The sequence below is a fragment of the Burkholderia sp. Ac-20345 genome (assembly GCF_017104825.1).
Classification (GTDB): Bacteria; Pseudomonadota; Gammaproteobacteria; order Burkholderiales; family Burkholderiaceae; genus Burkholderia; species Burkholderia lata_B.
The window spans coordinates 57,348-70,454 of record NZ_JAAGPO010000013.1 but is presented as its reverse complement, the minus strand read 5'-3'; the positions used below and the strand labels follow the sequence as shown (position 1 = coordinate 70,454).

The following is a 13,107-nucleotide window of genomic DNA, read 5'->3' as shown; positions in this document are numbered from 1 at the left end:
GGCGTGCGTAACCGATGCTGCGCGCGACAGGGGCGATGTACGCCCCGTCGACGCCGCGCAGCAAAACATCACGAACCATTCTTAACGGAGACAGGCAGTGACCGTCCTTTCCACGAAGTCAGAATCCGAACATCCCGGCCTGGCCGCGGCGCTCGCGTGGTGCCGCTCCGGCGCCAAGCAGCACTTCATCGACGGCAAGTGGGTGCCGGCCGCGTCCGGCAGAACGATGGAGACACTGAACCCGGCGACGGCGGACGTGCTCGCCCGCATCGCCGAAGGCGACAAGACGGACGTCGACCTTGCGGTGGCCGCCGCGCGACGCGCGTTCGAATCGTCGGGCTGGCGCAGCATGTCTCCGCATGCGCGCACCGCCGTGCTGCTGCGCCTCGCGGACGCGATCGAGCAACACGCGGACGAACTGGCCGCCCTCGAGACGCTCGACAACGGGATGCCGGCCTGGTTCAGCGCGGCGGTGGTGAAGATGACCGTCGACACGTTCCGCTACTACGCGGGCTGGCCGACGAAGATACTCGGCACGACCGTGCCGACGGATTCCTCCGCGTTCATCTACACGCTGCGCGAACCGATCGGAGTCTGCGGCCAGATCAATCCGTGGAACGTGCCGCTGCTGCTGGCCGGCGTCAAGTTCGCGCCGGCGCTCGCGTGCGGCAATACGATCGTCACGAAGCCGTCGGAGCTCGCGTCGCTGACCTGCCTGCGGCTCGTCGAACTATTTCACGAGGCCGGGCTGCCGCAGGGCGTGCTGAACGTGGTGACCGGCTACGGGCAGACGGTCGGCGCGGCGATCTCCGAGCATCCGGGTATCGACAAGGTCGCGTTTACCGGCTCGACCGCGATCGGCAAGCAGATCCTGCTCGCGTCGGCCGGCAACCTGAAGCGCGTGACGCTCGAACTGGGCGGGAAGACGCCGCACATCGTGTTTCCGGATGCCGATCTCGACAAGGCGCTCGCTGCCGCGGTCAACGGTTTCACGCGCAATTCCGGGCAGATCTGCTCGTCAGGCACGCGCCTGTTCGTTCATCGCAGCATTCACGACGAATTCGCGAACGAAGTGGCGAAGCTCGCCGCGAGCCTGAAGGTCGGCAACCCGTTCGATGCCGATACGAAGCTCGGCCCGCTGATTTCGTCGAAGCAGCGCGATCGCGTGATGTCGTACGTGGACGCCGGCAACGATGAGGGCGCGACGCTGTTGACCGGCGGCCGACAAGTGCGCGAAGCCGGGTACTTCGTCGAGCCGACGGTGTTTTCCGGTGTGCGCAACGCGATGAAGATCGCGCAGGAGGAGATCTTCGGCCCGGTCGCCTGCGTGATTCCGTTCGATACCGAGGGCGACGTGATCGCGCAGGGCAACGATTCGGCTTACGGGCTGGCCGGCGGCATCTGGACGCGTGACATCGGCCGGGCGCACCGGATCGCGGGGGCGTTGAAGGGCGGCCGGATCTGGATCAACACGTTCGGCGAAACCGATCCGGTGATGCCGTTCGGCGGCTACAAGCAGTCGGGGCTGGGCCGCGAGTTTGGCGCCGAGTCGATTCAGACCTATACGGAAGCGAAGTCGGTGATGCTCCGGTATTGATGGCATGAGGGCCGGTCGGAATCCTGAACGATATCCGAAGCGGCCCGATTCCTCTTGCATTCGCGAGCTGGAAAAAGCGCGCGTATTCGGCCGCGCGCGGGCGGCTTGCGATCGAGCCTCGGCGTGAAGGCGTCGCAGAACGCACACGCGTACATCGAGAAGAAGGCTTCCGTTCCGGATGCGCATTCGTCGCATCTGCCATCCCGATCCGCACGAAAGTCGGCACCTTCTTCATGTGCCGGTGCACGCCTGACGCAACGATTCGCGCAATGCGAATCATGGGTTCGCGAGTGAAAACTTGAGTCCGGCCGGTGCGCACGACTAGCATTGAATCAAGGCAATGCCAGGTCAAACCGGAGACGTGAATGGAAACTGCATGGCAGGTGTGCGACGTGGCGTGGCGCCCCGAACCCGAGGCGGCACATGCCAGCGCACTGGCTGCGTTCATGCGATCCGTCGGCATCGAGCAGGCCGATCCGGCCGGGTACCAGCAACTGCTGGCATTCGCAGCGACTCATCCCGACGCCTACTGGAACGCGCTCATCCGGCACATGGACCTGCGGTTCTATCAACCGTACGAATCGGTCGTCGATACGCGCGACGGCATCGAGTGGGCGAAGTGGTGCGTCGGCGGCACGACCAATGCGGTACTGAATTGCCTGGACCGCTATCGCGGCACCGCACGCGACCGGCAGGAAGCGGTGGTGTGGGAAGGCGAGGACGGCACCGTGCGCCGCTGGACGTACGCCGAACTCGACGCGCAGACGAGCCGCCTCGCGGCCGGGTTGCGCCAGATCGGCTGCCAGCCGGGCGACGTCATTGCGATCTACCTGCCGATGGTGCCGGAGGCCGTGGCCGCCATGCTGGCGATCTCGAAGATCGGCGCGATCGTGCTGCCGCTGTTTTCCGGATTCGGTGCACAGGCCGTCGCGAGCCGCCTGCAGGATGCGGGCGCGGTGGCGGTGCTGACGGCGGATGCGAGCACGCGCCGCGGCAAGGCGACGCCGATGAAGCAGACGATCGATGCGGCGCGCGCGGACGTGCCCACACTGAAACATGTCGTCGTGCTGCGCAACCACGGCGCTCCGACGGAATGGGACACGGGGGTCGACCGCTGGTGGCATGAACTGATCGACGGCCAGCCGATCGATGCACCGACCACCGAGATGCCGGCCGACGCACCGATGATGCTGATGTACACATCGGGCACGACCGGCAAGCCGAAAGGCACCGTCCATTCGCACTGCGGATTCGTCACGAAGCTCGCGCTCGACATGGGGCTGTGCGCGGACATGCGCGCCGGCGACCGGCTGATGTGGCTGAGCGACATGGGCTGGCTGGTCGGGCCGATGCTGATCTACGGCACCACGCTGCTGGGCGGCACCATCGTGATGGCCGAGGGTGCGCACGATTTCCCCGACCGGGGACGGTTCTGGCGGCTGATGGAGCGGCATCGCGTGAGCGTGCTCGGTATCGCGCCGACGATCGTGCGCAGTTTCATGCAGGCGGGCGGCGCGGGCATCGAAAACCACGATCTTTCCGCGTTGCGTGTCGCGCTGTCGACCGGCGAGGCGTGGACGGTCGATGCGTGGCACTGGATGTTCGACAAGGTTTGCGGCGGCAGCCGGCCGATCGTCAATTACTCGGGCGGCACCGAAGTGGGCGGCGGCATCGTCACCGGTACCGTGATCCATCCGATGAAGCCGTGCGCATTCGCCGGGCCGATTCCGGGCATGGGGGCGGATGTCGTCGATGACGTGGGCCGCTCCGTCGGGCCGGGCGGGACCGGTGAGCTCGCGTTGCGCGGGCCGTCGATCGGCCTCACGCGCGGGCTGTGGCGCGACAACGAACGCTACCTGGCCAACTACTGGGGCAAGACGCCGGGCATGTGGCGGCACGGCGATCGCGCCGCGATCGACGAGGACGGGTTCTGGTACGTGCTCGGTCGCGCCGACGATACGCTGAAAGTTGCCGGCAAGCGCACCGGGCCGGCGGAGATCGAGACGCTCGTGATGGCGACGGGGCGCGTCGCCGAAGCGGCGGCGATCGGCGTGCCCGATCCGGTCAAGGGCGAGACCGTCGGCCTCGTGGTCACGTTGATGCCGGGCGTGACGGCTGACGCGGACGTCGAGAAAGCGTTGAGCTCGGCGGTCGTGTCGGGGCTCGGCGCCGCGTTTCGGCCGTCGCTGGTGCTGTTCGTCGACGAGCTGCCCAAGACGCGCAACATGAAGATCATGCGCCGAGCGGTGCGTTCCGCATGCCTCGGCCTTCCGCCTGGCGACCTGTCTTCGCTGGCCAACCCCGAGACGCTCGATGCGATTGCGGCGGCGGCAGGCCGGCACGGCGTTTCAAAAACGGCGGACAGCGAATGAGCGAGCGCTACGCGGACGCCGTCCTGTCGATACCCGAACGCGTGGCAACGGCCGCGACGTGATGCCGGCGCGACGCACCGAATCCATTTTTCGCATCAACCCGTCAACAAGGAGACGAAAGTGACTACGAATGCCGTGAGGCCTGCCCGATCGCTGCTGTTCGTGCCGGGCAACAAACCGGACTGGATCGAGAAATCGATCGCCGCGAAAGCGGATGCGCTGATTCTGGATCTCGAGGACAGCGTGCCGGTGCCCCTGAAGGTCGAGGCCCGCGCGGTCGTCCGGTCGAAGCTGGCATGGCTGGCCGAGCAGCGGCAGCGCGTGTATGTCCGGATCAACCGTAGCCCGTACCTGTACGACTTCGACGACATCCTCGCGGTGGTCGGGCCGCACGTGGAGGGGATCGTGATCTCGAAGCCCGTCGGGCCCGAGGACATCGACTGCGTGTCGATGATGCTCGCCGAGGCGGAATTCCGTAACGGCGCGGCGCTCGGATCGACGCGCGTGATACCGCTGCTCGAGACGGCGCGTTCGCTGCAGTTCGCTTATGAAATCGCATCGCGCGAGCGCGTCGGCGCGATCGTCGGCGCGACCGCGAAGAACGCCGACGTCGCGCGCGCACTCGGCTACGTGTGGACGCCAGACGGCCGCGAAAGCCTGTACTTCAAGTCGCGCGCGGTGATGGCCGCGCGTGCGGCCGGCAAGCACGCGATCGGCGGCGTATGGCAGCAGGTCAAGGATCTCGACGGGCTGCGCAAGTCGTCGGTGCTCGACCGCAATCTCGGCATGTCCGGCGAGCTCGCGCTGCATCCGTCGAACGTCGCGACGATCAACGACGTGTACAGCCCGTCGGCCGACGAAGTCGCGTACTACGAAGGCATGATCGCCGCGCTCGACGAAGCACAGGCCGGTGGCCGCGCGTCGTGCATCTACGACGGCGAACACATCGACATCGCCCACGTCAAGACCGCGCACGAGATCGTCGCGCGTGCGAAATCCCTCACTCACTGACTGAACAAGGAACCCGACAAATGGCCGGACTCTATTTCGAAGATTGCCGTGAAGGCCTCGTGGTCGAACACGCGATCCGCCGCACCGTGACGGAAACCGACAACGTGCTGTTCTCCGCGATGACGTACAACTGCGCGCCGCTGCACATCGATGCCGAGTACAGCAAGGGCTCGATCTACGGGCAGCGGCTCGTCAACAGCATGTTCCTGCTGGCGCTCCTCGCCGGCATCACCGTGTATGAAACGACGCTCGGCACGACGCTCGGCAACCTCGGTTTCCAGGAAATCAAGTTTCCGAAGCCCACCTTCCACGGCGACACGATTCGCGTGCGTACCGAGATCGTCAGCGCGCGGTTGTCGAAAAGCCGCAGCGACTCGGGCATCGTCGTGTTTCGTCACGTCGCACTGAACCAGCGTGACGAGGAAGTGTGCACGGCGGTGCGTACCGGCCTGATGATGCTGCGCCCGAAGTAAGCGCACGGCCTCGCGCGCGGCACGCGTGCATCGCGATTTGCCGCGCAACCGGGGAAAAAACATGAAGAGAAGGCGGCCGGGGACGGCCGCGCCGGTTTCAACGGAGCCGGCAAGCAATCGACCTCGGCCGTTGAGCACGATTCGGGCGCTCGACCTGACGGTGCGGCGCTGGCGCCGGGAGACGCGAATGACGAAATCGGCGGCCGCCTGCTCGAGCTAGATGCGTGCGAGATCGCGGTATGGCGGGATCGGCGCGTAATCTGTGGCCACCGGGCGGTCATGCGCGACGATCGCCGCCGGCTCATCCCGCTTCATTCAATCGAAACGAGGTTCTCATGAGACAAGCAGTGATCTGCGAACCGGTGCGCACACCGGTGGGGCGCTACGGCGGCGTGTTCAAGGACATTCCGGCCGCGACACTGGCCGAGACGGTGATCCGCGAACTGGTTCGGCGTACGGCGCTCGATCCCGTGCGGATCGACGACGTGATCTTCGGTCAGTGCTACCCGAACGGCGAGGCGCCGGCGATCGGGCGCGTCGCAGGCCTCGATGCGGGTCTCGGCATTCGCGTGCCCGGCCTGCAGCTCGACCGCCGGTGCGGGTCGGGCCTGCAGGCGGTGATCGATGCGGCGATGCGCGTGCAGACCGGCGCGGCCGACCTGGTGCTCGCCGGCGGCGCCGAGAGCATGAGCCAGGCGGAGCACTATGTGCTCGGCGCACGCTGGGGCGGGCTGCGCGGCGATTCGTCGCCGCTGTGGGACCGGATCGCGCGAGGGCGTATCACGTCCGGCGGCCGCCATCATCCGGTAGAAGGCGGAATGCTCGAGACCGCCGAGAACCTGCGGCGCGAATACGGGATCACGCGCGATGCGCAGGACGCGCTCGCCTACCGGTCGCACAGCCGCGCGATCGCCGCGCACGAATCCGGCCGCTTCGATGACGAGATCGTGCCGGTGCAGGTGAAGACGAAAGGCGGTGCCGCGTGCGTCGATCGCGACGAGCATCCGCGCGCGGACGTGACGATGGAAAGCCTCGCTGCGCTGCGTCCGGTCCGGCGGCAAGTCGATGCGGAATCGACGGTGACGCCCGGCAACGCGAGCGGGCAAAATGACGGCGCGGCCGTCTGCATCGTGACGACGCCGGAGCAGGCGGCCGAGCTCGGCCTGCGGCCGCTCGCGCGCCTCGTCACGTGGGCAGTCGCGGGCGTCGAGCCGGAGCGGATGGGGATCGGACCCGTGCCCGCGACCGAACTCGCGTTGCGGCGCGCGGGCCTCGCGCTGAAGGATCTCGACCTGATCGAGCTGAACGAGGCGTTCGCGGCACAGGTGCTCGCGTGCACGGCGGCCATGGGATTCGACGCCGGCGATTACGAGCGGCTGAACGTCAACGGTTCGGGCATTTCGCTCGGCCATCCCGTCGGCGCGACCGGCGTACGGATCCTCGCAACGATGCTGCGCGAACTCGATCGCCGCGCGGGGCGCTACGGGCTCGAGACGATGTGCATCGGCGGCGGCCAGGGGCTAGCGGCGGTGTTCGAGCGCGTCGTCGCGTAACGGCAGGGCGCGCGTCACGTACCAACTGCTGAACGGGATGCGCGTGGTCAGTGCGCGTCCGTCATCGCCGCGCCGTCGAGCGCGCTGCATCTGCGGCAGCTCGGCGCGAACGAGATTCGCATCGATCCGGTCGGCGGCGAGCCTGATTTCCTTCGCTGACGTTCGAAATAAACCGTGTGCCGTGCGATGCACGCATCCTGAACCTCATCGAGGGCGCGGCGGAAATCCAGGCACAGGTGATCGGCTGCGGGTTGCTCGCGCGGGAAGACGGTGCGCGACACGTCGCGCTGTTTCTTCAAATCGAGATTCGAATCGACAACCCCGCATCCGTGACGTACCGGACGCAGGGTTCATTTCCCTTCGCGCTCAGTTGGCGAATTCGATACGGCTGCGCGACTGCTCGAGCGTGGCTACCGTTTCATCGACCAGACGGCGCAGCACGTCGCCGGCCGGCGGCACGTCGCGGATCAGGCTGGAACCCTGGCCTGCCGGCAGCGGCTGATGATCCTTCAAATCCGCCTCCACCGACGCGAAGCGGACCGGCCCGATGGCGACGCGCTGCTCGGGATACGGCAGCATTTCGTCCTCGTGGCCTTCCCACACCTCGGTGTAGCGATTCTTGAGCTGGCGCACGTACAGGCCGTCGAACAGCAGCGAACGAATGGTCTGGTCGTAGCCGGCCTCGACAATCGACTGCTTGTAGTTCGGGCCGACCGTCGCCTCCTGGCTGCCGATGAAGCGCGTGCCGACCCACACGCCCTGTGCGCCCTGGGTCAGCACGGCGGCGATCTGCGCGCCCGTCACGATGCCACCGGCCGCGACCACCGGCACCGGCGAAAACTCGAGCACTTCCGCGAGCAGCGTGATCAGGCCGACGTCGCCGGTATGACCGCCGCCTTCGGTGCCTTGTACCACGACGACGTCGGTGCCGGCCTTGATCGCGGCCTTCGCATGGCGGGCCGAGCCGACCATGCTGATGACCTTGACGCCACGCGCATGGCATTCGTCGACCACCCACGCCGGCGTGCCCAGCGCGCAGGCGATGACCTCGACCTTGTGCGCGAAGCAGATCTCCAGCTTGGTTTTCGCGTCCTCGATGCCCATGGCCTGGTCGTCGACCGGCTTGACCTCGATGCCGAGCGCCTCGATTTCCTTTTGCAGTTGAACGATCGGCGACGGCAGCTGCTCGATCCTGATCGAGGCGAGGTTCTTGGGCGCGCGCAGCGGAAACCCGATATCCACGCACAGCGGCTTGTCGGTCAGGCTGCGCACGAGCTGGATTTCCTGTTCGACGCGCTCGGGCGTCGGCGAGATCGCGGCGATGGTGCCGAGGCCGCCGGCCTTCGACACGGCGGCGGCCAGCGGGCCGAACGCCACGCCGCCCATGCCGGCCTGGAGAATCGGGTATTCGATGTTGAGCAGTTCGCACAACGGGGTTTTCAGTCTGGACAAGTCTGCCTCCTGTTTTGATGGATGTTCGACGACCGTTCGATCGCGCAGCGCGACGGTTGCCGTTGCCGCGCGGGTGGTTGTCGTGGTGTCGGAGAAACTCTGCGGCGCGATGCATGCGTGCGTGCGGGTTTCGGTGAATTCAATGTAACAAGGCGTCGGGGCAGGTTCAAATCGCAAGTCGCGACGGCGGTGTTCGCGCTTTCCGAACGCTGCGGGCGCGTTCGGTCATGGCTGACATGCATGTGCCGGCGTGTTCGCGGAAGCCGATTGCCGCGTTCGCCGAATACCAGTTGCACCGTGCATCGCGGTCCAACACACTCGATGGCGTCAGAAATAACCAGATTGCGCGTGCTGTCGTCGTGCGCCTGTCGAGCATCGAGGAGGACATCAGGATGGACCTGCGTTACACCGCGGCGGAACACGCGTTCCGCGAAGAAGTGCGCGCGTTCGTCGACGCGAACTTGCCGAACGACATCCGGGACAAGGTCCTGGGGCATCGCCGCGTCGAGAAGGACGATTACGTGCGATGGCACCGGATCCTGAACGCCCGCGGCTGGGGCGCGCCGGCCTGGCCGAAGGAGCACGGCGGAACCGGCTGGAGCCCGCTGCAGCGCCTCATCTTCGAGATCGAGTCGTTCAAGTTAGGTGCACCGCGCCTGCTGCCGTTCGGTCTGCTGATGATTGGGCCGGTGCTGATGAAGTACGCATCGCCGCAGATGCAGGCGCGGTTTCTCCCGCGCATTCCGAACATGGACGATTTCTGGTGCCAGGGCTATTCCGAGCCGGGCGCCGGCAGCGATCTCGCGTCGCTGAAGACACGCGCGGTTCGCAAGGGCGACAAGTACGTCGTCACCGGGCAGAAGACCTGGACGACGATGGCGCATTTCGCCGACTGGCTCTTCTGCCTGGTTCGCACGGACCCAGATGCGAAGCCGCAGGAAGGCATTTCGCTGCTGCTGATCGACATGAAGACGCCCGGCGTGACCGTCCGCCCGATCGTGACGCTCGACGGCGGCCACGACGTCAACGAGACCTGGCTGGAGGAGGTCGAGGTACCGGTCGAGAACCTGGTCGGCGAGGAGAACAAGGGCTGGACTTACGCGAAATACTTGCTCGGGCACGAGCGCACCGGCATCGCGGGCATCGGCCACTGCTACCGCGAGCTGCGTCAGCTCAAGCACTACGCGCGGATCACGCCGGACGGCAAGGGCGGCGTCATGATCGATGACGGCCGGATGCGCGACAAGATCGCGCGGATCGAGATGGACGTGATGGCGCTCGAGATGCTGCTGCTGCGCGTCGCCACGCAGGGCGCCGGTAAGGCGCCGGGGCCGGAAGCGTCGATCCTGAAGATCCGCGGCTCCGAAATCCAGCAGGACATCGCGATGCTGCAGCAGGAGGTGGCCGGGCCACACGGCTGGCCGTATTCGCCGGACTGGCTGGTCGACGGTGCCGTTCAGCCGGTGAGCGGGCCGGACTGGGCATCGCCCGCGGCATCGACGTACTTCGACATGCGCAAGATCTCGATCTTCGGCGGCGCGACGGAGGTTCAGAAGAACATCATCTCGAAGATGATTCTCGGTTTCTAAGGAGCAGGCATGGACTTTACCTACAGCGAAGAGCAGCAGATGATGGCCGACAGCCTGCGCCGGTTCGTGGAGACCGAATACGCGTTCGAGCGGCGCCGCAAGCGGTCGCGCGAAGCCGGTGCGTTCGATCGCGCGGTGTGGGCGTCGCTCGGCGAACTGGGCGTGCTGGGGCTCGCGATCGACGCCGACCACGGCGGTTTCGGCGAAGGGCCGGCGAGCCGTCTCGTCGTGCAGCGCGAACTCGGCCGCGGGCTTGCGCTCGAGCCGGTGGTGCCGTCGGCGGTGGTGGCTGGCGCCGTGTTCGGCCGCCACGGCAGCGACGCGCAGAAGCAGGCGTGGCTGCCGGCCATCGCCAGCGGCGAGCAGATCGTCTCGGTGGCGTATCTCGAGCCCGAGTCGCGTTATTGCGCGGACGCCGTGCGCACGGCCGCCGAACGCAGCGGCGACGGCTACGTGATCACCGGCCGGAAAGCGCTCGCGTGGCATGGCGAGGTGGCCGACGCGCTGCTCGTGACCGCGCGCATCGCGGGCTCGGGCGACATCGGGTTGTTCGTGGTGCCGCGCGACGCAACCGGCGTGACGGTGACGGGCTACCCGACGATGGACGGCTTGCGCGCGGCGGATATCGGGCTCGACGGCGTGACCGTGGCTGCCGACGCGTTGATCGAAGGCGGCCTCGACGCGCTTCAGCACGGCATCGACCACGGCATCGCGGCGCTGTGTGCCGAGGCATCGGGCGCGATGGAGCGGCTGATCGAGATTACCGCCGAATATCTGCGCACACGCCAGCAGTTCGGCAAGCCGCTCGGCGCGTTCCAGGCGCTGCAGCACCGGATGGCCGACATGCTGATCCAGAAGGAGATCGCGCTGTCGATGGCCTATGTCGCGGCCCTGGCGCTCGACGAAGCCGGGTCGGACGAACGCACGCGCAAGATTGCGGCCGCCAAGGTGATGGTGGCGAAAGCCGGGCGTTTTGTCGGCCAGCAGGCCGTGCAGCTTCACGGCGGAATGGGGATGACCGACGAGCTCGAGGTCGGCGACTACTTCAAGCGACTGACGATGTTCGATCCGCTGTTCGGCGACAGCGACTACCAGATGGCCCGATACACGGCGGCGATGGTGTAGTGAGGCCGGTGCCGCCACGCGCGTGATGCGCGGCCTCGCTCCCCCGAGCGAGGTCTCACGGCATGAACGGAACGTCGCGAAGCGCGGCGGCGAGCTCGGCCGCGGCCAGCTTGAGCTGCGGTGCGATCCGGTTCCTGATCGCGTCGATGTCGGGATGCAGGTCCACCGCGCCGCAGCTCAGGGCCATCGGCGTCGCGAAGCGCCCGACGGTGATGGGTAACGCGATACCGTACACGTCGTGCTGGAACTCGCCGATCGACGTACACACGCCGGTCGAATCGAGTTCGTCGAATGCGGCATCGAAGCTGTCCTTCAGTGCGGGCGTGCGCGCGTCCGCCGCGTTCAGCAAGCGTGCGACATAGTCGTTGCGCGCGTCTTCCGGCAGCCCCCACAGCCAGGCCTTGCCGATCGACGTCGTGCTCATCGGAAGCAGCGACCCGACGCCGAGCTGCAGCGTCGAGTTCCGCACGCTATAGCAATGGGCGACGTACAGCATCTCGAGCCGGTGCGGCACGGCGAGCGCGACCGCCGCGCCGAGCGTGTCGGCCAGCCGTTGCATGAGCGGTTGCGCCAGCCGCGTGACGGGATTGGTTTCCAGGTAGGTGTGGCCGATGCCGAAGATGCCGGCCGCCAGCTCGAAGCGCGGCCCGCCGCCCACGCGACGGATGAATCCCAGTTGAATCAGTGTGGACGTCAGGCGGGACACGACCGAGCGCGACAGGCCGGTTCGCCGTACCAGGTCGCCGTTCGTCAGCGAGATGCGCTCCGCATGAAATGCGTTGAGCACCTGCATCCCGCGTTCGAGCGTCATCGTCGTTGGTTCGGTCTGGCGAGGCATGGCGGTACCTGTAGTCGTGTCGGTCGGCAAGACGGGTCAGCGGCGCACGGGCAGGCGTTCCTGCAGCACGCGTGCACATGCGACGAGTCGCGATCCGAGCTCCCGCTCGACAGCCGCCTGCGCAACTCGCGCGGTGCGGCCGACGCAGCACAGCACGAGCGGCGGCCGACCGGGCAGTGTCAGGGGCGCGGCAACGCAGGTCAGCTCGGGCTCCCATTCGCCGTGCAGCATGCAGAAGCCGAGCTCATGCACTTGCGCGATCTTCTCGTTCATCCGGCGGCGAATGGCCGGCGGCCACGCGTCGCCGGCATGGCGCTCCACCTGGGTCCGCAGATATTGCCGCTCGTCCTCCGGAAGTGCGGCCAGCAACGCCCAGCCCATCATCGAATAGGCGATCGGCACGTGCATGCCGGGTGACAACTTCAATTCCAGCAGCGAGCGGCGGTCGACGTGCGTTTCCAGCAGAATCACATCGAGCCGGTCACGTGTGCCGAGCAGCACGTAGGTATCCGTCGCCTCCGCGAACGCGCGCATTTCGACACTGGCGAGCCGCAGCATCTCGGGGTCGGCGATCGCGGCATAGCCGAGGGCCAGCGAAGCCGATGCCAGCGAATACCGTTTGCTCCGGTCGTCCCGATGCAGATAGCCGAGCGCCATCAGGGAGCGCAGCAAACGCAGTACGGTGGGTGCGGGAATGCCGGTCGCGTCCGCGATCTCCTGGTTGCCGAGCGACGGCTTGTCGGGCGTAAACGCGGAGAGAATCGACAGGCCGCGCGCGAGCGGCGCCACGACGACGGCCGCATCGGCCTGATTGCCTTGCGGTGCGCGGGGCCATGCCAGATCGATTCCATAGGGTCCACTGAGGGACTTCTTGCCGGCGTGCCGGGGCAGAGATCTTTCGGGTGGCATCGTGGTGTCGAGTCGATGGTATGCGTCGCGCGTCGGATCGTTCTTCACAAGCACGAGGTTGATGAAGCAAACCGCGCGCGTGGTTCATGCAATTCCGGTCGACAAGAATCGGGGGCTCCCGTGCTTTGAAATTCTACTGCACCGGAAATGTGCTGTCTGCCGCGCGAACTTTCAAAGCACGGGATGGC

The 13,107-nt window shown here is 66.8% G+C and carries 10 protein-coding genes; 7 read left to right on the top strand and 3 right to left on the bottom strand.

Annotated features, from left to right (window positions below; all coding sequences use genetic code 11):
• Window positions 1-97 precede the first annotated feature (97 nt).
• The 5 genes from G3O06_RS08770 to G3O06_RS08750 all read left to right on the top strand — a co-directional run bounded on the left by G3O06_RS08770 (window position 98) and on the right by G3O06_RS08750 (window position 7,006).
• Window positions 98-1,597, top strand: a complete 1,500-nt coding sequence (locus G3O06_RS08770; RefSeq protein WP_346779499.1) for an aldehyde dehydrogenase family protein — start codon at window positions 98-100, stop codon at window positions 1,595-1,597.
• Window positions 1,598-1,962: 365 nt separating this feature from the next.
• Window positions 1,963-3,969, top strand: a complete 2,007-nt coding sequence (locus tag G3O06_RS08765; protein ID WP_205815743.1) for an AMP-binding protein — start codon at window positions 1,963-1,965, stop codon at window positions 3,967-3,969.
• A 120-nt stretch (window positions 3,970-4,089) separates the two neighbouring features.
• Window positions 4,090-4,980 (top strand): CoA ester lyase, encoded by an 891-nt coding sequence (locus G3O06_RS08760; RefSeq protein WP_254607996.1) that lies wholly within the window; start codon window positions 4,090-4,092, stop codon window positions 4,978-4,980.
• A gap of 20 nt (window positions 4,981-5,000) precedes the next feature.
• Window positions 5,001-5,453 carry a MaoC family dehydratase gene (locus G3O06_RS08755; protein ID WP_174966886.1) on the top strand — a complete coding sequence of 151 codons (453 nt, stop codon included), beginning with the start codon at window positions 5,001-5,003 and terminating at the stop codon, window positions 5,451-5,453.
• A gap of 335 nt (window positions 5,454-5,788) precedes the next feature.
• Window positions 5,789-7,006, top strand: a complete 1,218-nt coding sequence (locus G3O06_RS08750; protein ID WP_205815742.1) for an acetyl-CoA C-acetyltransferase — start codon at window positions 5,789-5,791, stop codon at window positions 7,004-7,006.
• A gap of 366 nt (window positions 7,007-7,372) precedes the next feature.
• Here G3O06_RS08750 and G3O06_RS08745 read toward each other — a convergent pair whose 3' ends face one another.
• A complete protein-coding gene (locus G3O06_RS08745; RefSeq protein ID WP_277403701.1) occupies window positions 7,373-8,635 on the bottom strand; it encodes a nitronate monooxygenase in 1,263 nt (420 codons plus the stop codon).
• A gap of 215 nt (window positions 8,636-8,850) precedes the next feature.
• On the opposite strand from G3O06_RS08745, the gene G3O06_RS08740 reads away from it, so the two are divergent.
• Both G3O06_RS08740 and G3O06_RS08735 read left to right on the top strand, forming a co-directional pair.
• The gene (locus tag G3O06_RS08740) at window positions 8,851-10,047 is read left to right on the top strand and encodes an acyl-CoA dehydrogenase family protein (RefSeq protein ID WP_174980552.1); all 1,197 of its coding nucleotides are present in this window, start codon (window positions 8,851-8,853) and stop codon (window positions 10,045-10,047) included.
• A gap of 9 nt (window positions 10,048-10,056) precedes the next feature.
• Window positions 10,057-11,172 (top strand): acyl-CoA dehydrogenase, encoded by a 1,116-nt coding sequence (locus G3O06_RS08735; RefSeq protein ID WP_205815741.1) that lies wholly within the window; start codon window positions 10,057-10,059, stop codon window positions 11,170-11,172.
• 55 nt (window positions 11,173-11,227) lie between these two features.
• On the opposite strand, the gene G3O06_RS08730 is transcribed toward G3O06_RS08735, so the two are convergent.
• Together G3O06_RS08730 and G3O06_RS08725 are read right to left on the bottom strand one after the other, a co-directional pair.
• Entirely contained in the window at window positions 11,228-12,010 is a 783-nt protein-coding gene (locus tag G3O06_RS08730) for an IclR family transcriptional regulator (RefSeq protein WP_205815740.1), read from the bottom strand.
• A 36-nt stretch (window positions 12,011-12,046) separates the two neighbouring features.
• A complete protein-coding gene (locus tag G3O06_RS08725) occupies window positions 12,047-12,967 on the bottom strand; it encodes an IclR family transcriptional regulator (protein ID WP_254608990.1) in 921 nt (306 codons plus the stop codon).
• Between the last annotated feature and the right edge of the window lie 140 nt (window positions 12,968-13,107).

Bases quoted from the DNA above. Each gene is read 5' to 3' on its own strand.
- G3O06_RS08765 (WP_205815743.1), top strand. From the start codon at position 1,963: ATGGAAACTGCATGGCAGGTGTGCGACGTGGCGTGGCGCCCCGAACCC.
- G3O06_RS08755 (WP_174966886.1), top strand. From the start codon at position 5,001: ATGGCCGGACTCTATTTCGAAGATTGCCGTGAAGGCCTCGTGGTCGAA.
- G3O06_RS08750 (WP_205815742.1), top strand. From the start codon at position 5,789: ATGAGACAAGCAGTGATCTGCGAACCGGTGCGCACACCGGTGGGGCGC.
- G3O06_RS08740 (WP_174980552.1), top strand. From the start codon at position 8,851: ATGGACCTGCGTTACACCGCGGCGGAACACGCGTTCCGCGAAGAAGTG.
- G3O06_RS08735 (WP_205815741.1), top strand. From the start codon at position 10,057: ATGGACTTTACCTACAGCGAAGAGCAGCAGATGATGGCCGACAGCCTG.
- G3O06_RS08730 (WP_205815740.1), bottom strand. From the start codon at position 12,010: ATGCCTCGCCAGACCGAACCAACGACGATGACGCTCGAACGCGGGATG.